The organism is Pseudomonas sp. KnCO4, assembly GCF_045344305.1.
Classification (GTDB): Bacteria; Pseudomonadota; Gammaproteobacteria; order Pseudomonadales; family Pseudomonadaceae; genus Aquipseudomonas; species Aquipseudomonas anuradhapurensis.
This window is the reverse complement of the sequence record NZ_CP174199.1, coordinates 3037648-3057004: the sequence shown is the minus strand read 5'-3', so window position 1 is coordinate 3057004 and position 19357 is coordinate 3037648. Positions and strand designations below refer to the sequence as shown.

Sequence of the window (19357 nt, the reverse complement as noted above, 5' to 3'; positions counted from 1 at the left end):
AACGCCCAGACTTTAGCGTGTTAGCCTGCCGCCGAATAGCGGTCAGCGCGGCTGCGGGTGGGTGCCCAGCAGCTGGCCGATCCGTTCGCCAAGGGTTTGCAGGGTGAACGGCTTGGCCAACAGGGCGGTGCGCTGGCCAAGCCCGGCCTCGGGTAGCGCATCGGTCATTTCGTAACCGGTAATCAGCAATACCGGGGCGTCTTTGACAAGTTTCTGATAAATCTCTGCCAGCTGGTAGCCGTCGGTTCCTCCGGGCAGGCCGATATCCGCGACCAGCAAGTCCGGCGGTGGGTTCTGGCGCAGCGCCTCGACGGCCTGACGGCCATCTTCCAGGGCCTGCACCTCGTGGCCCAGCTCGGTCAGCACTTCGACCAGCACCAGGCGCAGCGCCGGCTGGTCCTCTACCAGCAGGATGCGCTGCCCGCGTGGGCCTGCGGGTTCGCCATGGGCTGCGCCAGCCAGCGCGCTGTCCGCAACACCCGGGCCTTGGTACCGGGGAAAGTACAGATGAACGCAGGTGCCCCGCCCGGCGATGCTGTCGATCAATAACTGCCCACCGGACTGGCGAGCAAAGCCATAGGCCATCGCCAAGCCCAGGCCGGTCCCCTGGCCCAGTGGCTTGGTGGTGAAGAACGGTTCGAGGGCGCGCTGCAGTACCGCACTGGGCATGCCCAGGCCGTTGTCCTCGACAGCAATGTGCAGGTAGTGGCCTGGCGGCAGGTCCAGGCGCTTGGCCTCGGCCACTGCGAGATCGACGTTTGCACAGCTGATGCTCAGGTTACCGCCGCTTGGCATGGCGTCACGGGCGTTGATGCACAGGTTGAGCAAGACGCTTTCCAGCTGCTGCGGGTCGATACGGATCGGCCATTGTCCGGCCAGCGTCTGGTCCTGAAACGCGATGTGCGGGCCGGTCGAGCTGCGGATCAGGTCGTGCATGTCGGCAACCAGCTGGTGCACATCGACGGCTTGCGGCACGAGGGTCTGCTGGCGTGAAAAAGCCAGCAGGTGCTGCACCAAGGCAGTGGCGCGCAATACGTTGTTGCGGCTGAGTTCGAGCATCCGCGCGGTGTCAGCGAGGCGCTGCTGGCCCAGGCGTTGCTCGGCGAGTTCCAGCGAGCCCAGCAAGCTGCCCAGCAGGTTGTTGAAGTCGTGTGCGATGCCCCCGGTCAACTGGCCGACGGCTTCCATTTTCTGCGCCTGGCGCAGTGCTTCCTCGGCCTGGCGCAGGCGCTGCTGGTTGGCCATGCGCTCGGTGATGTCATAAGCGAACATGTAGCCGCCCAGGATCCGCTGCTCGGCATCGCGCCACGGGTGGTAGCGGATTTCGTAATGGCGCGGGGCCTCAGACGGCCCGACGGTAATGGTATCGATGAACGCTTCACCGGCCAGCACGCGTGGCCACACCGGTGCCAGGCGGCCCATGAGGTCGGGTTGGTCGAGCAGAAACTGCGGCACGTAGTCGCCAATCTGCGGCACAAAGCCACGATACCGTTCGAAGGTTTCCCGGGCCGTCCGGTTGATCGCCACCAGGCGCAACTTGCGGTCGGCGGCAAACACGTTGGCCCGGCTGTTGTCGAGCAATTCGCCCAGCAAGCGGTTGTGGGCCAGGGCGCCGTCGTCACGCTCGGCCAGGCGTGCCTCCAGTTCGGCGACACGCGCCTGCAGCTGCGCCAACGACGGGAGCGGATCGGGTTGCATGGCGAAGTCCCGGTGAACGGATCGGGCAACTATAGTCGCCTACCGGGTCATCAGCCATCAGAACGAGCGAATGATCCGCCCCAGGGTCTCCATGGCGCGTTCGGCGTCGTCATGCCAGGGGCTGCCGTAGTTCAGGCGGATGCAGTTGCCGAAACGCCGGGTGGGCGAGAAGATCGGCCCTGGAGCGATGCTGATGCCTTGGGCCAGGGCCATGTGGAACAGCTTCAGCGCATCCATCTGTTCGGGCAGCTCCAGCCACAGGAAGTAACCGCCGGAGGGCTGGCTGACCCGCGTCTGCGCCGGGAAATGCCGCGCGATGGCCGCCAGCATGTTGGCCTGCTGACCTTCCAGGGCGTAGCGCAGCTTGCGCAGGTGGCGGTCGTAGCCGCCGTGCTGCAGGTAGTCGGCAATGGCTGCCTGGGCCGGCATCGATGCACACAGCGAGGTCATCAGCTTCAGGCGCTCGATCTTTTGCGCAAAGCGCCCGGCGGCGACCCAACCGATACGGTAGCCAGGTGCCAGGCTCTTGGCAAACGAACCACAATGCATCACCAGGCCCTGGGTATCGAAAGCCTTGGCCGGTTTGGGGGCCTGCTGGGCGTAGTACAGCTCGGCATACACATCGTCTTCGATCAACGGTACCTGATGGCGCGTCAGCAGCTCCACCAGTGCCTGTTTTTTCGCTTCCGGCATGCTGGCGCCCACCGGGTTCTGGAAATTGGTCATGCACCACACGGCTTTGACCGGGTGTTTTTCCAAGGTCTGCGCCAGCACGCCGAGGTCCATGCCTTCGCGCGGATGCACGGGTATTTCCACGGCCTTGAGCTTGAGCCGCTCCAGCACCTGCAGGCAGGCATAGAACGTCGGTGCCTCGATGGCCACCAGGTCGCCGGGCTGGGTGACCGCCTGCAGGCACAGGTTCAGTGCTTCCAGCGCGCCGTTGGTGATCAGCAACTCTTCCATCGGCAACATCAGCCCGCCGACCATGTAGCGCAAGGCGATCTGCCGGCGCAGCTGCGGGTTGCCGGGCGACAGGTCGGTGACCACCATGCGCGGGTCCATGCTGCGGCCGGCGCTGGCCAGCGAACGCGACAGGCGTTGCAGCGGGAACAGCTCGGGGCTGGGGAAGGCCGAACCGAACGGCACGGTGTTGGGGTCCTTGATCGAGTCGAGGATCGAGAACACCAGTGCGCTGACGTCGACATTGGTGGACTCGCTGACCGGCTGCAAGGCCTGCGGCTCGCTGAACTGGCGAGGGGTATAGGCGTTGACGAAGTAACCTGAACGCGGCCGCGCGCGGATCAGGCCACGGCGCTCCAGCAGGTAGTAGGCCTGGAACACGGTGGACGGGCTGACCCCATGGGTCTGGCTGGCATAGCGCACCGAGGGCACGCGCTGGCCGGGGCCTAGCACCCCGGAGCGAATCAGTTCGGCAATGTCATCGGCAAAGCGTTCGTAGCGTTTCATTCTGGCCTTCTGTCGAAGCCTGGCAGGCAAGGTGGGGTCAGTGTACGGGATCAACGGTTCAGCGGTGCGACGAAGCGGCTACGGGCCACACTGCGGATGGCCGGATCGTCGCGCTCGCTGATTTCGAAGCTCAGCGTCTGCGCGCTGCTGGCCGGGCGCTCGGCCAACAGCGCCACCGACACCGGCAGTTCGCTCATTTCGCCGGCCGCGAGGGTGAATGCGGTCTTGCCCTGCAAGCGCAAGCCGTCGGCATCGAGCAGGCGCAACGTGTAGTGCTGCGGGCGGGCGGTCTTGTTGATGACCTTGAGCAGATAGATGTTCTCGATCTGGCCGAGGGCATTCTCGCGGAACAGGCTGCGGTCCTTGATCACATCCAGCGATACCATTGGCCGCAGGTGCAAGGCCAGCACCAGCGCCGTGATCATCACCCCCAGGGCGGCGGCATAGCCCAGCAGGCGCGGGCGCCACCAATGGGTGGTGCCACCTTGCAGGCTGTGTTCGGACTTGTAGCCGATCAGGCCGCGGGCGTAACCCATCTTGTCCATGACTGCGTCACAGGCGTCGATGCAGGCGGCACAACCGATGCAGGCCATCTGCAAGCCGTCACGGATATCGATGCCGGTGGGGCATACCTGCACGCACAAGGTGCAGTCGATGCAATCACCCAGGCCCTGCGCGCGGGCATCGCTGCCTTTCTTGCGCGCGCCACGGGCCTCGCCACGCCGCGGGTCATAGGCGACTGCCAGGGTGTCCTTGTCGAACATCACGCTCTGGAAGCGGGCATAGGGGCACATGTGCAGGCACACCGCTTCGCGCAGCAGGCCGGCATTGAGGTAGGTGGCGGCGGTGAAGAACAGTACCCAGAACAGCGCCACACCGCCCAGTTGCAAGGTGAACAGCTCTGCGGCCAGTGGGCGGATCGGGGTGAAATAGCCGACGAAGGTCAGGCCGGTGAGCAGGCCGATGGCCAACCACAGGCTGTGCTTCAGCGCGCGGCGGCCCAGTTTGTTCAGGCTCCAGGGGGCGGCGGCCAGCTTGATGCGCTGGTTGCGGTCACCCTCGGTGACCTTTTCGCACCACATGAACAACCAGGTCCAGGTGCTTTGCGGGCAGCTGTAGCCGCACCACACGCGGCCAGCGTACACCGTGATGGCGAACAGGCCGAAGGCACAGATGATCAGCAGCGCCGACAACAGGATGAAGTCCTGCGGCCAGAAGGTGGCGGCAAAGATGTGGAACTTGCTGTTGCCCAGGTCCCACAGCACGGCCTGGCGACCGTCCCAGTCCAGCCAGGCCGTGCCGAAAAACAGCAGGAACAGGGCGCCGGCGAAGCCGATGCGCAGGTTGCGGTACCGCCCGGAGAAGCTGCGGGTATGGATGCCGGTGTCGGTGCGTGGTGACTGGGGGCTGGCTGGGGCAGTGGCGATCTCTGTGCAAAGGATTCTATCGGTCATGGCGCGGTGCTCATCAGGCCTCGATCAGGCGTGAACACTATGGCCCTGAGCCTGTTATCAGCACAGGCTCAGATTTTACGATAAAAACCGTATCAGATTGCCTGGCTTGCCCCGCCAGGCCCTAGGCCCTGCACGAAAAGCCTTGATACTTGTTCATGCTGCGTTGAAAACAGCCTCGGAATGCTCATGTACTCCAGTACACTCCGCTTCCTCGGCTGTTTTCGCCTTGCCTGACCTGCGTCTCAAGACTTTTCGTACAGAGCCTAGATGACCGAGCCTGGCGCGCTGGCCTTCAGATGCCTGCGGCTATCCACCGCACCCGCTACAGTCAGCGCATCGGCCTCGGCCTCGGTGATCGGCACGCGCTGGCCGGCGAGCAGGGCTACCGACATGCGCAGCTGTTCATCGGTGATGATCTCGATGGCCGGGCCTTCGCCTTCGATGCGCAGATCCTCGCCGATGAGGGTGCAGCGGCGGGTGGTTGGGTCGATTTCAACGGGCATGGGGTGGTCCTCCTGCAGCAGTTAAAAAGTGGACCACCGAATCGGGCCGGTTGCTGCATCGGCAGGTTCAGCGGCACTTTGCCCTGGCTATGCTGGTCAATCGTTGCAGATGCCAGGCCCGGCCTCTTCGCAGATGAACCCGCGGGCCTGGTAACACCAAGCTCAGGCATGGGAACGACCGCGATGGACCTCATCTGGCAAGCAATCCAGGCCGAATTCGCCGATATCACCGACGCCCGCGAAGTCACGCAGATACTCGTGCGCCTGCTGATGGCCGCCTTGCTCGGTGCGGTGCTGGGCTTCGAGCGTGAACACAAGGGCAAGTCGGCTGGCGTGCGCACGCATATGCTGGTGTCGCTGGGAGCGGCACTGTTCGTGCTGGCACCGAGCATGGCCGGTGCCGAGGAAGACGCCTTGAGCAGGGTGATCCAGGGTATCGTCGCCGGTATCGGCTTTCTCGGTGCAGGTACCATCCTGAAAGGTAACGGCCAGGACCCCAGCCATGTCAAAGGCCTGACGACGGCCGCCGGGTTATGGATGACTGCCGCCATCGGCACGGCCGCCGGCATGGGCCGCGAAGCCACGGCACTGATCAGCACGGTGCTGGCCCTGCTGGTGCTGGGCACGATGCCGTTGCTGGTAGAGAAGCTTGAAGGGCAGGATGAGAAAAAGCAGGAAGAGGAAGAGGGCAGGAAGCACTGAGGGGAGCCGAAGCTCCCCTCAAAGCGTTGTTGCCTGCTCTATTTTTATTATTGGGACCGGCCTGTTGTTGTTTTTGTCAGCCTGTCCGGGTGTTGCGGGCGACCCCCATGCGGGGTCAAGAGCAAACGTATTTTTTTGAGCGCTGACCTGCTTTCATCATGGCTGATCCGAACCTGGCTGCCGCTACCTTGAGGTAGTTTTATTGTTCTGTGCCAGACCGCGGGGCGTACCCCTGAAAAGCGTGTCGACTCCAAAAAAATCTGCTTGCTACGCCTCTGCCGTATTGTTCTTGTTATGTCAGAGCCGTTACCTGTTGTTTTTATTGGGTGTCACGTTTTTTTTGTTGTTGTGCCAGAGATATAGCAGGGTGCGTGCCAACTTTTTAAATCCCTTTAAAAACAGGCGGTTAAGGATTTTCACCGGCATCGCCTGGCCTGAGATTTTGCCGATTTGTTTCCCTGTTACCCGATTTTTTGCTGTGAAACGTGGCGGCGGTAACACTTCACCCACATCGATGTGACACCCGTATGACTATCGTGCGCTGCACGCGCGTGCGACCCGCGACCCATTGTCGCGGCCCAGCACAGCGCTGATGCGCTGGCCGGCAGCGATCAGCCGCTGCAGGTCGATGCCGGTGTCGATGCCCAGCCCCTGCAGCAGGTACACCACATCTTCGCTGGCGACGTTGCCAGTCGCGCCCTTGGCGTAAGGGCAACCGCCCAGCCCGGCGACCGAGCTGTCGAACACGCTGATGCCTTCGAGCAGGCTGGCATACACATTGGCCAAGGCCTGGCCATAGGTGTCGTGGAAGTGCCCGGCCAACCGCTCGCGCGGTACTTGTGCCGACACTGTGTCGAACAGGCGTCGGGTATCACCTGCGGTGCCGGTGCCGATGGTGTCGCCCAGCGAGACCTCGTAGCAGCCCATGTCGTACAGGGCGCGAGCCACTGGCGCAACCTGGCCGGCGTCGACCTTGCCTTCATAGGGACAGCCAAGTACGCAGGAGACATAGCCCCGCACACGCACGCCGTGCTCACGGGCGGCTTCCATGATCGGCTCGAAGCGCTTGAGGCTGTCGCTGATCGAGCAATTGATGTTGCGCTGGGAGAAGGCTTCCGAAGCCGCGGCGAATACCGCCACTTCCTTTACCCCGGCAGCCAGGGCATCTTCGAAACCGCGCAGGTTGGGCGCCAGCGCGGCATAGGTGACACCCGGGCGTTGCTGGATACCAGCGAACACTTCTGCGGAACCGGCCATTTGCGGCACCCATTTGGGCGAGACGAAACTGCCCACTTCGATGTAGGCCAGGCCCGCCTCGGTAAGGTCATCCACCAGGCGTACCTTGTCGGCGACGCTGATGGGCTGGGCTTCGTTCTGCAGGCCGTCGCGAGGGCCGACTTCGACCAGGCGGACGTGTTTGGGCAGGGACATGGCGGGTTTCCTGTGGCTTCAGCGGTTGTCTTTGTTGTTCAGGGTGGCGGCCAGGGCCTGTTCGCAGCGCTCCTGGGCGGTATCCAGTTCCAGTTGCATCTGGTGGATGTCGAGCATCTGCTGTTCCAGCTGGGCGCGGCGCTCGGCGATTTTCGCCAGCATGCTGTTGAGCTGCTTGAGGTTGCCGCTGGACGGGTCGTACAGCTCGATCAGCTCACGGCATTCGGCCAGCGAAAAGCCGATGCGCTTGCCGCGCAGGATGAGCTTCAGGCTGACCTTGTCGCGCGCCGAATAGATACGTTCCAGGCCACGGCGTTCAGGGCTCAGCAGGCCCTGTTCTTCATAGAAGCGGATGGCGCGGGTGGTGATGTCCAGCTCGCGGGACAGGTCGGAAATGCTGTAGGTCTGGGTGCTCATGCTGGGGCTCGGCGTGGTGTATGGCGGTATCCTGACCGCAGGTTGACGTAAACGTCAAGCAGAGGCTGAGTGTGTTTATCGCCGGTACCGGCGATAGCCAATCAGCCCAGCTGCACTGCCCGCCGATAGCCATTGGGCGTCTGCCCACTCAAGCGCTTGAACCAGCGGGCAAAGTAGGTCGGGTCGGTGAACCCCAGGCTATCCGACAGCTGGCCGATACTCATCCGCGTGTAGGCCAGATTGCGCCGTGCCTCCAGCAGCAGCCGCTGGTGCACCACCTGCAGCGCCGTTTGCCCGCTCAGCGCCCGGCACAGCTGGTTCAGTTGCAGGCTGGGAATGTTCAGCCGGGCGGCAAAATCCTCCACCGACAGGTGCTCGCGATAATGCGCCTCGACCAGGCGCAGATACTGCCCGAGCACGTGCCGGTCCCGCTCGTCCCGGTTGCGCGGTGCCTGCCCCGACTGCTGGCGACGGCTGATCCACACCATCAGCGCCGTCACCAGGGCCTCGAGCAGCGCCGCGCGTGCCGGTGCGTTGCCCTGGTATTCCTGCTGCAGGGTGTCGATCAGGCTGCGCAGGCGTACACGGTCCTGGCCCAGCGGGTAACACGCCGCTTTCGCCAGCACCGCCAGCGGTGCCTCCAGGCGCTGTTCCAGGTTCGCCAGCAGCGCCGTACCGAAGGTCAGCACATGCCCCTGGATGTCGGCACTGAAGCGAAAGCCATGCACGGTCAGCGGCGGCACCACCTGGATCGCCGCTTCGCCGATGGTACTGCGTAGCCCTTCGATTTCCACCTCGGCCCGGCCGCGCTGCACGTACAGCAGCTGGAACAGCTCGGCATGCTGGTGCGGCTTGATTTCCCAGTGGTGCAGGCGGCTACGCGCCGGGATCGACTCGCAGTGCAGCAGGTCGGTGCCGGGCCAGGCCTGGTTTTCTCCGTACAGCTTGAACAACGGGACACCGGGGAGCGGAGATTTCATGCGGGAGCGCCTGTCCGTTAATCGAACGTTATTTGTAAAAGTGCAGTTTTTGCATGGAATAGCACACTTCAGTGGCAGTTTTTGCCCGTAAAAATGCACAGGCAAACCCTAACAGCAGGTGCCGCTCCGCTGCCAGTCCCGGGCCGGCATCGTCCGCACAGAGACAACAACAATGAACACTCAGGTTGCAATTATTGGTGCAGGCCCGTCTGGCCTGCTGCTGGGCCAGCTGCTGCACAATGCCGGGATCGATACGCTGATCGTCGAACGCCAGACCCCGGCGTACGTGCTGGGCCGCATCCGTGCCGGCGTGCTGGAACAAGGTACGGTCGATCTGCTGCGCGAAGCCGGCGTAGCCGCGCGCATGGACCGCGAAGGCCTGGTCCATGAAGGCGTCGAGCTGCTGGTCGGCGGGCGCCGCCAGCGCCTGGATCTCAAGGCCCTGACCGGTGGCAAGACGGTGATGGTGTACGGCCAGACTGAAGTCACCCGTGACCTGATGCAGGCACGTGAGGCCAGTGGGGCGCCGATCATCTACGCGGCGAGCAATGTCCAGCCGCATGAGCTCAAGGGCGAGCGGCCCTACCTGACGTACGAGAAGGACGGCCAGGTCCATCGGCTGGACTGCGACTACATCGCCGGCTGTGACGGCTTCCACGGCGTCTCGCGGCAAAGCATTCCCGACGGAGTGCTGAAGCACTACGAGCGGGTCTACCCGTTCGGCTGGCTGGGCCTGCTGGCCGATACCCCGCCAGTCAATCACGAGCTGATCTACGCGCACCACGCACGCGGGTTCGTGCTGTGCAGCCAGCGCTCGCCGACCCGCAGCCGCTATTACCTGCAAGTGCCGCTGGACGAGCAGGTGGAGGCGTGGTCCGACGAGCGCTTCTGGAACGAGCTCAAAGCGCGGCTGCCCGAAGACGTGGCGGCGCGCCTGGTGACGGGCCCGGCCCTGGAGAAGAGCATCGCGCCGCTGCGCAGCCTGGTGGTCGAGCCGATGCAGTACGGTCGCCTGTTCCTGGTCGGTGACGCCGCGCACATCGTCCCGCCGACCGGGGCCAAGGGCCTGAACCTGGCGGCCTCGGACGTCAACTACCTGTACCGCATCCTGCTCAAGGTGTATCGCGAGGGGCGCACCGACCTGCTGCAGCAATATTCGCCGCTGGCCCTGCGCCGGGTGTGGAAGGGTGAGCGCTTCAGCTGGTTCATGACCCAGCTGCTGCATGACTTCGGCAGCCACCAGGACGCCTGGGACCAGAAGATGCAGGAGGCCGACCGCGAGTACTTCCTGACATCGCCGGCGGGGTTGGCGAATATTGCCGAGAACTATGTGGGCCTGCCATTCGAGGAAGTTGCCTGAAGCCCGCGCCCATTGCCAGCAGGCCAAAAAAACGCCAGGGCTTGCAGTCAAGTTTGCCTATGCCCACAGTGCCGTGCTGAACAGGTAATGGCAGGAAGCAAACGATGACATTCCCCAAGTCCCTGGTGGGCACCCTGTGCCTGCTGGCTACCAGTGGCTGGGCCTGTGCCGACCCGGTACTGCCCGCGCCACCCGAACTGGCCTCTGGCTTCCGCACTGGCCTGCAGCCGGTGCACGCCAGCCGGCACATGGTGGCTGCCGCCAACCCACTGGCCAGCGAGGCCGGGCGAGCCATGCTGCGTGCCGGCGGCAGCGCGATCGACGCGGCCATCGCCATGCAGATGGTGCTGACCCTGGTCGAGCCGCAATCCAGTGGTATTGGTGGCGGGGCGTTCATCCTGTACTGGGACGGCCAGCGCGTGCAGGCCTACGATGGCCGCGAGACGGCCCCGGCAGAAGTGTCGGAAAATCTGTTCCTGCAGGCCGACGGCTCACCGATGCCGTTCCGGGCCGCGCAGATCGGCGGGCGTTCGGTGGGGGTGCCCGGGGTCTTGCGGGCATTGCAACTGGCCCATGCGCAACACGGCAAGTTGCCTTGGCGTGAGCTGTTCACCCCGGCGATCAGGTTGGCGCGCAACGGTTTCCCGGTTTCCGAACGCCTTCATGCCCTGGTGGCGAGCGACCCGTTCATTGCTCGGTCAGCGGCCATGGCCCGCTACTTCCTGGATGAGCACGGCAAGCCGCTGGCGGTCGGCACGACCTTGCGCAACCCCGAATTGGCGCACACTTTCGAGCAGATTGCCGCGCATGGCGCCGAGGCGTTCTACACCGGCGCAATCGCCGAAGCCATGGTGGCCAGGGTGCGCAGCCATGCCAACCGCGGCTACCTGTCGTTGCAGGACCTGCAGCAGTACCAGGCCAAGGTGCGCGAGCCGGTCTGCGGCCCGTACAAGGCCTGGCGCATCTGCGGCATGCCACCGCCGTCGTCGGGCGGGGTGGCGGTGCTGCAGACCCTGGGCATTCTCGAAGCGTTGCAGCGGGCTTCGCCGTCACGCGACCTTGCCGCCATGCGGCCGTTGCGCACGTCATCCGCGGCCGGGCTGGAGGCGCCGCCGTTGGCCGTGCACCTGGTTGCCGAGGCCGAGCGCCTGGCCTATGCCGACCGTGCCCAGTACCTGGCCGACAGCGATTATGTACCGGTCCCGGTCAAGGCCTTGACCGACCCCGCCTACCTGGCCGCCCGCGCCGCACAAGTCGGCCAATACAGCATGAAGCGCGCCCGCCCTGGCCAGCCGCAGGGCGCCGACCTGGCGATGGCCCCCGACCGCTCGCCACTGCGCATTTCCACCTCGCACCTCAGTGCGGTGGATGACCACGGCCAGGCGCTGGCCATGACCACCTCAGTGGAAGCGGCGTTCGGCGCGCACCTGATGGTCAAGGGTTTTCTGCTCAACAATCACCTGACCGACTTCTCGTTCATTGCGCAAGAGCAGGGCAAGCCTGTGGCCAACCGGGTGCAACCGGGCAAGCGGCCGCTGTCGTCCATGGCGCCGACCCTGGTGTTCTCGCGGGCCTCTGGCGAACTGGTGGCCAGCCTCGGCTCGCCCGGTGGCTCGCAGATCATCGGTTACGTCAACAAGGCGCTGGTCGGCCTGCTGGATTGGCAGCTTGATCCGCAGCAGGCCGCCGGCTTGCCCAACTTTGGTAGCCGCAATGCCGCCACCGAAGTGGAGGCGGGGCTGGCCAGCCCGGCGCTGATCCGCCAGCTGGCGGCCTGGGGGCATGCGCTGACGCCGATGACCATGACCAGTGGCATGCAGATCATCCAGCGCAGCGGCGATGGCTGGTCGGGCGGTGCCGACCCGCGACGCGAAGGCGTGGCACTGGGCGACTAGTGGTGTGCGTTGCGGTGCAGGGAGGGGCGTGATAGAAAACAGCCTTGCCATTAAAAAGTTGAATACCAGGATGTCTACTGGCGTGAAATCGAATAGGGCGCTGTTCGACCTCGACCTGCTGCGTGCCATCGTGGTGGTGGCCGATTGTGGCAGTTTCACCACGGCTGCGGCCCGCCTGCATTCGACCCAATCGACCATCAGCCAGAAAGTACGGCGCCTCGAAGACATGGTTGGCCATCGCCTGCTGGTGCGGGGCAATCGCGATGTATTGCCGACCGACGCCGGGCAGACCTTGCTCGGCTATGCCCGGCACATGCTGGCCCTGAACGACCAGATGCTCGAAGCCCTGGCCGGGGCGATGGTGGGGGTGAGCGTACGCCTGGGGGTGCCCGAGGACTTCGTCGGCGGGCGCACCACCAACGCGCTGTCGGCATTCAGCAGGCGCAACCCGCAGGTAAAGCTGGAGGTGACCAGCGGCCTGTGCCGCGACCTCAGCCAGGCCTACGACAACGGTGAACTCGACCTGGTGCTGCTCAAGCAGCGGCGCAACGCCCGCGAGGGCGTGGCTTGCTGGCCGGAGCGCCTGCAATGGATCGACAGCGCGCGCACGCCGGCCTTCGAGCTGGACCCGATCCCGCTGGTGACCTTCCCGCCCCGGGGCCTGTACCGCGACGATATGATCAACGCCATCGAGGGCATCGGCCGCCGCTGGCGCATCAGCTTCACCAGCTCCAGCCTCAGTGGCATCCAGGCCGCAGTGGCCGATGGCATGGGCATCAGCCTGCTGCCACCGCGGGCCGCTACCGGCGAGCACCGGGTGCTGGGCGCAGGCCAGGGCCTGCCGGAGGTCGACAGCTATGAAATCGTCATCGTCCACCGGCCGACGGCGGATGCCATGGTCAAGGCCCTGGCCGAGGTGATAACGCAATTGCTGGCGGGCGGCGGCATCTGAGCGCTGCAATTGCGCTAACGGGTTCGGCGACGTGTCGAATGCGGTGTATTTCCCCTGCAACGATGGCTGCAGCCTCGATCGTTCCCACACGGCAGGAGCGGGTTTCTGAATGATTCGCGGGGAGTCTGGCTAAAGCCATCCAGGCTGGGCAGAACATAGGATCTGCTGCGCAACCCCTTTGATCTCATTCCGGAGACCCTATGAAAAAGATTGCATTCATAACCCTGCTGGCCGCCGCAGGCCTGGTTCAAGTAGCCCATGGCAACGAGCCTGAAGAGGCGGATACTGCTGTCAGCGAAGCGACTGCAGCGGCTACCGAGCAGCCTGAAGCTCGTCGTAGGACTGTCCGGAGCGTGCCCAGTACACCCTGCCCTGAAGGTACCTACCTGACCGAGGCCGGCCATTGCAACCCGCCCTTCGATTTTGACTGAAACCCGGGCTTTTTGACGGGGCCCTCCGGCGAGCATTCGCCTGGGCCCCTGACTACCGCGCAGCGGCCCTCAAGGCTGGCGCTCGGCTACCGCCCTCAGGGTTCTGAGGGTTACCACCGGCGCATCCACCACGAACCGATTGGCCAGCCAACCCGGCACATCCCCTGCCGGGTCGGCTTGCAACTGGTAGATCACCTCGGTCTTGCGCTCGCCGAGCGGCTTCATGATCCATTCGCCCGACAAGTGCTGCACGCGGATCAGCCCGGGCTCTTCGGGCAAACGGCCCGGCTCGGCGCTGAGGTGGCGCACCAAGGTACCGTCGTCAAGCCGCTCGGTGGTCACCTTGAGCACGATGTCGCGTGGCATTGTCGGCCATGGCAGGTCGGTGGTCAGGTACACCCAGGTATCGGCACCGTTCACTTCCAGCAGGCGCATCTGGGCGCAGGCATACAGCCATTTGCAGGCGACCCGCAGGTTTTCCTGCAGGTCGGTGAGCGTGCGCAGGCTGGCTTGCATGGTACTGACACCACGGAACTGCTGGTATGGCGAACCGGCAACGCCACTCAGGTACACGCGAATGCCTTCGCGGTCGTAGGCCAGGTTCCAGCCATCGGCGGCCAGGGCGCGGGCGCAGAGCAGCAGGGCGGCGAGCAGCAGGCAGCGGTTCATGACAGGTACCGCGCAGGGACGGGGTTCCAGTATGCGCGGCAAACACAAAGCCCGCCAGATTGGCGGGCTTGTGGGCATCAGCCGGAGCTTAGCGCTTGGGGTTCAGCGTCAGGTGCACGTGGCGGTTCACATCCTTGTACAGCAGGTAGCTGAACTTGCCTGGGCCACCGGCGTAGCAGGCTTGCGGGCAGAACGCGCGCAGCCACATGAAGTCGCCGGCTTCCACTTCGACCCAGTCCTGGTTCAGGCGGTATACCGCCTTGCCTTCCAGCACGTACAGGCCGTGTTCCATCACGTGGGTTTCGGCGAACGGGATCACGCCGCCGGGCTGGAAGGTGACGATGTTCACGTGCATGTCGTGGCGCATGTCGGCCATGTCGACGAAGCGGGTGGTGACCCAGCGGCCTTCGGTGCCTGGCATTTCGATGACGGTGGCGTTGTCACGGTGGGTGACGAAGGATTCTGGAACGTCCAGGCCCTCGACCTTCTGGTAGTGCTTGCGCAGCCAGTGGAAGGTGACGTTGGCCTTGCTGTTGTTGCGCAGGCTCCACTCGGCGCCGGGTGCCAGGAAGGCGTAGCCGCCCGGTACCAGGGTGTGGTGCTTGCCTTCGACGGTGATGTCCAGTTCGCCTTCGACGATGAACACCACGGCTTCGGCGTTCGGGTCCAGCTCAGGGCGCTCGCTGCCGCCTTCCGGGGCGACTTCGACGATGTACTGCGAGAAGGTCTCGGCAAAACCGGTCAATGGGCGGGCGATGACCCACATGCGCATCTTGTCCCAGAACGGCAGGTGGCTGGTGACGATGTCACGCATCACGCCCTTGGGGATGACCGCATAGGCTTCGGTGAACATGGCACGGTCAGTCAGCAGCTCGGTCTGAGCCGGGTGCCCACCGTGGGGGGCGAAGTAGGAATGGTTCGACATGGACGATCTCGACTTGTTGTTCTCTCCCCATGCCGTGAACCGCACCGGCCGGTGCGGCGCAGGGGATGTGGCGACAGAATAGGGGCGAGTGCGTGCCATCCACAAATTAAATGTTGGAATACCCGGTATTTGCCAGCTAAATGCGAACCTGACGGCCTGGGTGCGCTGCCGGCAACCGGTCACCTTGGCCGAACAGCTTGTGCCGCAAGCTGCCCTCGGCATAGCTCAGCGGGTAGCGGCCACGCCGTTGCAGCTCGGGTACCAGTAGCTCGACCACTTGGGCGAGGTCGTCCGGTTGCACGGCGTAGGTCAGGTTGAAACCATCGATGCCAGTCTCCTCCAACCAGCTTTCCAACTGGTCGGCGACTTCGCCGACGGCGCCGACCAGCACCGGGCCCCGGCCACCCAGGCCGACGAATTCGGCGGCCTCGCGTACGGTCCAGCGGCGGTTCGGGTCGGCCGCGGTGAAGGCGGCGAGGGCTGCACGGCCGGCATCGTTCTCGACATATTCGATCGGCGCATCGGGATCGAGGCCGGCGAAGTCGATGCCGGTCCAGCCCGACAGCAGCGCCAAGGCGGCGTCCAGGTCTACATAACGGCGGTACTCGGCGAAGCGTGCTTCGGCTTGTTCCCGGGAGGGCGCGACAATTACCAATGCCTGGGCGTAGATCAGGACTGCGTCACGCTCGCGCCCGGCGGCCTCGCTGGCCTGGCGGATGCCGTCGGCGTAGCGGCGCAGCACCGTGGGGGTCGGCCCGCTGATGAACACGCATTCGGCGTGCCGTGCCGCGAACTGCTGGCCGCGTGCCGAGGCGCCGGCCTGGAACAGCACCGGCGTGCGTTGGGGCGACGGCTGGCACAGGTGCATGCCGGGCACCTGGAAATGCTCGCCGGCATGCTTGATAGGGCGCACCCGGGAGGGCTCGATATAGCGCCCGCTGTCACGCTCCAGCAACACGGCGTCGTCGTCCCAGCTCTTTTCCCAGAGTTTGTACAGCACCTGCAGGTATTCCTCCGCCAGGTCGTAGCGCTGGTCATGGCCCAGCTGCTGCGCCAGGCCCAGGTTTCTTGCGGCGCTGTCGAGGTAGCCGGTGACGATGTTCCAGCCGACCCGGCCATTGCTCAGGTGGTCGAGCGTGGACATGCGTCGGGCGAACGGGTAGGGGTGTTCGTAGGTGAGCGAGAAGGTGACGCCAAAGCCCAGGTGTTCGGTAACCCCGGCCATGGCCGGCACCAGCAGCAGTGGGTCGTTGACCGGTACCTGTACGCCGCCGCGCAGGGCGGCTTCGGGGCCGCCCTGGTACACGTCGTAGATGCCCAGCACATCGGCGATGAACAGGGCGTCGAACAGGCCGCGTTCGAGCAGGCGGGCCAGGTCGGTCCAGTAGTCCAGGCGGTTGAACGCCACACTGGTGTTGCGCGGGTGACGCCACAGGCCGGGCGACTGGTGGCTGGCGGCGTTCATGCTGAAGGCATTGAAGCGGATCGGGCGCGGCATGCTGGGGGCTCCGTTCAAGGCAACACGGAAGCCGGGTAGACCGCATCGGCCACCTGCAGCTTGCGCGGAATCAGGCCCAGGCCCTGGAAGGTATCGGCCAGCTTCTGCTGCTCGGCGACGATCTGCGGGGTGATCGCCACGGCGTTGTAGTTGCGGCGCTCACTGGCCACTTGCAGCACGTCGGCGCTGATCCCCAGTTGGGGGGCCAGCAGCGCGGCGACTTCGCCAGGCTTGGCATTGGCCCACTGGCTGACCTTGCCCAGTTCGCTGAAGAAGGTTTTCAGCAGGTCGCGGTGCTGGTCGGCGAAGCTGGCGGTGGACAGGTAGAAGGTGCGGTTGTTGGACAGGCCGCTGCCGTCGCGCAGGTTTTTCAGGCCTGGCTGGCTTTCTGCCGCAGCCAGGAACGGGTCCCACAGGGTCACGGCCTGGACGCTGCCTGATTGCAGGGCGGCCACGGCATCGGCGGCGTTGTTGACGTAGGCCGGGGTGATGTCACGGTAGCTGAGGCCGGCCTGCTCCAGGGCAACTGCCAGCAGGTACTGGGCATTCCAGCCGCGCCCCGTGGCGACGCGCTTGCCCTTGAGGTCCTGGACACTGGCCAGGTGATCCTGCTCGCGCACCACCAGGCCGATGCCACGTGGGTAGGGCTGCTCGGCAGCCAGGTACACCACCGGCTTGCCTGCGGCCTGGGCGAATACCGAGGGGGCGTCGGCGGCATGGCCAAGGTCGATGGCGCCGGTGCTCAGCGCTTCGAGCAGTTGCGGGCCGGCGGCGAACTCATGCCAGCTGACGGTCACGCCTTGCGGTGCCAGGGCCTTCTCCAGGGCGCCGCTGCCCTTGAGGATGTTGATGCTGTTGAACTTCTGGTAGCCGATGCGCAGGGTCCTGGTGTCGTCGGCCAGGGCTTGCGACCAGGGCAACAGGGTGCTGACGACACTGGCCAGCAAGCCGCCGAGCAACAGGCGGCGCAGGGGGGAGAAAGCACGGGCAGGCATGGGCGTGGCTCCTTGGATCGGTTGGGAAAGGATGCAACCAGACTAAGGAGGTGGCGTTTGGCTTTCAATTTTTATATTCCATTTGATTAGATCATTTAGGCATTTCTATATCGTTTTGTTTTATGTCGATCGATGCACGCCAGGGGCGCTCCACCAACAGCGTGCTTCCCTGCGTCGCCGCGCTCACGGATAATCCGCTCAATCCAATAAGCAGCCTGTGAGTGGGTATGAGTGATTCCGTAGTCAGCCTCGGCCAGCCTGAAATCGAAGGGGGGCGCAAGACGCGCAAGAACAACCCCGAGAAAACGCGTGAGGACATCCTTCAGGCCGCCATCCACGAGTTCGTCCAGCAAGGGCTGGCCGGTGCCCGTGTTGACGCCATCGCCGAGCGCACCGCCACCTCCAAGCGCATGATCTACTACTACTTCGGCAGCAAGGAGCAGCTGTACTGCGAATGCCTGGTCAAGTTGTACGGGGATATCCGCAAGACCGAGCAAAGCCTGGACCTGGAGTCGCTGCCGGCCGAGCAGGCGATCCGCCGGCTGGTGGAGTTCACCTTCGATCACCACGACCGCAACGTCGATTTCGTGCGGATCATCTGTACCGAGAACATCCACTATGGCGAGTACGTGAAGCAGTCGCCGGCGATCCGCGAAATGAGCAGCCTGGTGCTCGAGGCCCTCGGCAATACCCTGCGCCGGGGTGTCGAGGAAGGGGTGTTCCGCGCCGGCATCGAGGTCATCGACCTGCACATGCTGATGAGTTCGTTCTGCTTCTACCGGGTATCGAACCGCCATACCTTTGGCGAGATCTTCCAGATCGACCTCTCCGCTGACGAGGTCAAGCAGCGCCACAAAGCCATGATCTGCGATGCAGTGCTGCGCTATATCCGCGCCTGACCGGTATTTTCTGAATACCTGGGCGGGCCGTCATTCGCCCAGTCGCTGCTCACGCGATGGCGGGTAGCCGAAGTACGCCGCATAGCACTTGCTGAAGTGTGATACCGAGACGAAACCGCAGGCCACTGCCACCTCCATCACCGACAGGTCGGAGTACTGCAGCAGGCGGCGGCTCTTGGTGATGCGCAACTCCATGTAGTAGCGCCGTGGCGAGGTACCCAGCTGGGCCTGGAACAGGCGGTCGATCTGCCGGCGCGAGCGCCCACTGTAGGCGGCCAGCTGGTCGAGGCTGAGGGTTTCCTCGAGGTTGTTCTCCATCAGCTCGACGATGGTGCGCAGGTGCAGGCTCATGGATTTCTTCGCCCCCGGGCCAACCTGGCGGTAGCGCGCGCCGGAGAACGACAGGATCTCTTCCACGCCTTCGGCCAGGCCGTCGCCATACAGCCGGCGCACCAGGCCCAGCATCAGCTCCATGGCGCCATTGGGGCTGGCGGCACTGAGCCGGTCGCGATCGAGGGTGAAGCTGGCCGGGGTGATGCGGGTTTGCGGGCTGCGTTCACACAGGCTGGCGCGTTGTTCGGGGTGGATGCTGCACCCATAATCGTCCAGCACCCCGGCGCGGCCAAGGAACCAGGCACCGTTCCACAGGCCGCCCAAGGCCATGCCGTGAGCTGCACAGTCACCCAGCAGGCGGTCCAGCTCGGGGTATTTCAGCGGCGTGCGCAAGCCGCCGCAGATAATCAGCAGGTCAAGTTCCTTCAGCGCCTCGGCAGACATTTCGCTGGCCACCAGCTCCAGCCCCAGGTCGCTGAGCACACGGTCGCCGTCCAGTGACAGCGGGGTGAAGCGGAAACTGTCGGCACGCAGCAGGTTGGCCGTGACCAGCACGTCCATGGCCACGGTGAAGCTGGCCATCGAGAAGTGTTCGAGCAATACGAAATCGACCCGGTAAGGGGCCTGGGCACTGGTGCTGTTGGACTTCAGCCGCAGCATGTTGCTGGTACTGGTCTTCTTGCTGAACTGGCGTGGCGTGGGCACTCTGGACTCCGCTTCCGGGCTGGCCTGGAGAGTGTGGCGGGTG

The 19357-nt window shown here is 64.6% G+C and carries 19 protein-coding genes; 6 read left to right on the top strand and 13 right to left on the bottom strand.

The window, feature by feature from the left end:
- Positions 1-42: 42 nt before the first annotated feature.
- From ACJA3S_RS14390 to ACJA3S_RS14375, 4 genes are all read right to left on the bottom strand, one after another.
- Positions 43-1698 (bottom strand): ATP-binding protein, encoded by a 1656-nt coding sequence (locus tag ACJA3S_RS14390; RefSeq protein WP_406818987.1) that lies wholly within the window; start codon positions 1696-1698, stop codon positions 43-45.
- A 57-nt stretch (positions 1699-1755) separates the two neighbouring features.
- Positions 1756-3165 carry a GntR family transcriptional regulator MpaR gene (gene mapR / locus ACJA3S_RS14385; protein ID WP_406818986.1) on the bottom strand — a complete coding sequence of 470 codons (1410 nt, stop codon included), beginning with the start codon at positions 3163-3165 and terminating at the stop codon, positions 1756-1758.
- A 50-nt stretch (positions 3166-3215) separates the two neighbouring features.
- Entirely contained in the window at positions 3216-4619 is a 1404-nt protein-coding gene (gene ccoG, locus ACJA3S_RS14380) for a cytochrome c oxidase accessory protein CcoG (RefSeq protein ID WP_406818985.1), read from the bottom strand.
- 263 nt (positions 4620-4882) lie between these two features.
- A complete protein-coding gene (locus tag ACJA3S_RS14375; protein ID WP_406818984.1) occupies positions 4883-5122 on the bottom strand; it encodes a DUF3203 family protein in 240 nt (79 codons plus the stop codon).
- A gap of 183 nt (positions 5123-5305) precedes the next feature.
- Here ACJA3S_RS14375 and ACJA3S_RS14370 point away from each other — a divergent pair, with 183 nt between their 5' ends.
- Positions 5306-5824, top strand: coding sequence for an MgtC/SapB family protein (locus ACJA3S_RS14370; protein WP_186685687.1), 519 nt, complete (start codon positions 5306-5308; stop codon positions 5822-5824).
- A 306-nt stretch (positions 5825-6130) separates the two neighbouring features.
- Here the strand turns inward: ACJA3S_RS14370 and ACJA3S_RS14365 are convergent, their stop codons facing one another.
- The 4 genes from ACJA3S_RS14365 to ACJA3S_RS14350 all read right to left on the bottom strand — a co-directional run bounded on the left by ACJA3S_RS14365 (position 6131) and on the right by ACJA3S_RS14350 (position 8652).
- Positions 6131-6334: a hypothetical protein gene (locus tag ACJA3S_RS14365; RefSeq protein ID WP_406818983.1), complete on the bottom strand. Its 204-nt coding sequence runs from the start codon at positions 6332-6334 to the stop codon at positions 6131-6133.
- 21 nt (positions 6335-6355) lie between these two features.
- A complete protein-coding gene (locus ACJA3S_RS14360) occupies positions 6356-7255 on the bottom strand; it encodes a hydroxymethylglutaryl-CoA lyase (RefSeq protein ID WP_406818982.1) in 900 nt (299 codons plus the stop codon).
- Positions 7256-7273: 18 nt separating this feature from the next.
- Positions 7274-7672 (bottom strand): MerR family DNA-binding transcriptional regulator, encoded by a 399-nt coding sequence (locus ACJA3S_RS14355; protein WP_013972930.1) that lies wholly within the window; start codon positions 7670-7672, stop codon positions 7274-7276.
- Between the two features lie 101 nt (positions 7673-7773).
- Positions 7774-8652: a helix-turn-helix domain-containing protein gene (locus ACJA3S_RS14350; protein WP_406818981.1), complete on the bottom strand. Its 879-nt coding sequence runs from the start codon at positions 8650-8652 to the stop codon at positions 7774-7776.
- A 172-nt stretch (positions 8653-8824) separates the two neighbouring features.
- On the opposite strand from ACJA3S_RS14350, the gene pobA reads away from it, so the two are divergent.
- From pobA to ACJA3S_RS14330, 4 genes are all read left to right on the top strand, one after another.
- Positions 8825-10012: a 4-hydroxybenzoate 3-monooxygenase gene (gene pobA / locus ACJA3S_RS14345; protein ID WP_406818980.1), complete on the top strand. Its 1188-nt coding sequence runs from the start codon at positions 8825-8827 to the stop codon at positions 10010-10012.
- Between the two features lie 104 nt (positions 10013-10116).
- Positions 10117-11907 carry a gamma-glutamyltransferase gene (ggt, locus tag ACJA3S_RS14340; RefSeq protein WP_406818979.1) on the top strand — a complete coding sequence of 597 codons (1791 nt, stop codon included), beginning with the start codon at positions 10117-10119 and terminating at the stop codon, positions 11905-11907.
- 70 nt (positions 11908-11977) lie between these two features.
- Positions 11978-12859, top strand: a complete 882-nt coding sequence (locus ACJA3S_RS14335; RefSeq protein WP_406818978.1) for a LysR substrate-binding domain-containing protein — start codon at positions 11978-11980, stop codon at positions 12857-12859.
- A gap of 200 nt (positions 12860-13059) precedes the next feature.
- Positions 13060-13290, top strand: coding sequence for a hypothetical protein (locus tag ACJA3S_RS14330; RefSeq protein ID WP_406818977.1), 231 nt, complete (start codon positions 13060-13062; stop codon positions 13288-13290).
- A gap of 69 nt (positions 13291-13359) precedes the next feature.
- On the opposite strand, the gene ACJA3S_RS14325 is transcribed toward ACJA3S_RS14330, so the two are convergent.
- The 4 genes from ACJA3S_RS14325 to ACJA3S_RS14310 form a co-directional block, all read right to left on the bottom strand.
- Positions 13360-13959: an START domain-containing protein gene (locus ACJA3S_RS14325; RefSeq protein ID WP_406818976.1), complete on the bottom strand. Its 600-nt coding sequence runs from the start codon at positions 13957-13959 to the stop codon at positions 13360-13362.
- An 88-nt stretch (positions 13960-14047) separates the two neighbouring features.
- Positions 14048-14884, bottom strand: a complete 837-nt coding sequence (locus ACJA3S_RS14320; RefSeq protein WP_170030190.1) for a bifunctional allantoicase/(S)-ureidoglycine aminohydrolase — start codon at positions 14882-14884, stop codon at positions 14048-14050.
- A gap of 136 nt (positions 14885-15020) precedes the next feature.
- Positions 15021-16382 (bottom strand): LLM class flavin-dependent oxidoreductase, encoded by a 1362-nt coding sequence (locus ACJA3S_RS14315; protein ID WP_406818975.1) that lies wholly within the window; start codon positions 16380-16382, stop codon positions 15021-15023.
- Positions 16383-16396: 14 nt separating this feature from the next.
- Positions 16397-17377 (bottom strand): aliphatic sulfonate ABC transporter substrate-binding protein, encoded by a 981-nt coding sequence (locus tag ACJA3S_RS14310; protein ID WP_406818974.1) that lies wholly within the window; start codon positions 17375-17377, stop codon positions 16397-16399.
- Positions 17378-17604: 227 nt separating this feature from the next.
- Here ACJA3S_RS14310 and ACJA3S_RS14305 point away from each other — a divergent pair, with 227 nt between their 5' ends.
- Positions 17605-18276 carry a TetR/AcrR family transcriptional regulator gene (locus ACJA3S_RS14305; protein ID WP_406818973.1) on the top strand — a complete coding sequence of 224 codons (672 nt, stop codon included), beginning with the start codon at positions 17605-17607 and terminating at the stop codon, positions 18274-18276.
- A gap of 30 nt (positions 18277-18306) precedes the next feature.
- Here ACJA3S_RS14305 and ACJA3S_RS14300 read toward each other — a convergent pair whose 3' ends face one another.
- Entirely contained in the window at positions 18307-19314 is a 1008-nt protein-coding gene (locus ACJA3S_RS14300) for a GlxA family transcriptional regulator (protein WP_406822256.1), read from the bottom strand.
- Between the last annotated feature and the right edge of the window lie 43 nt (positions 19315-19357).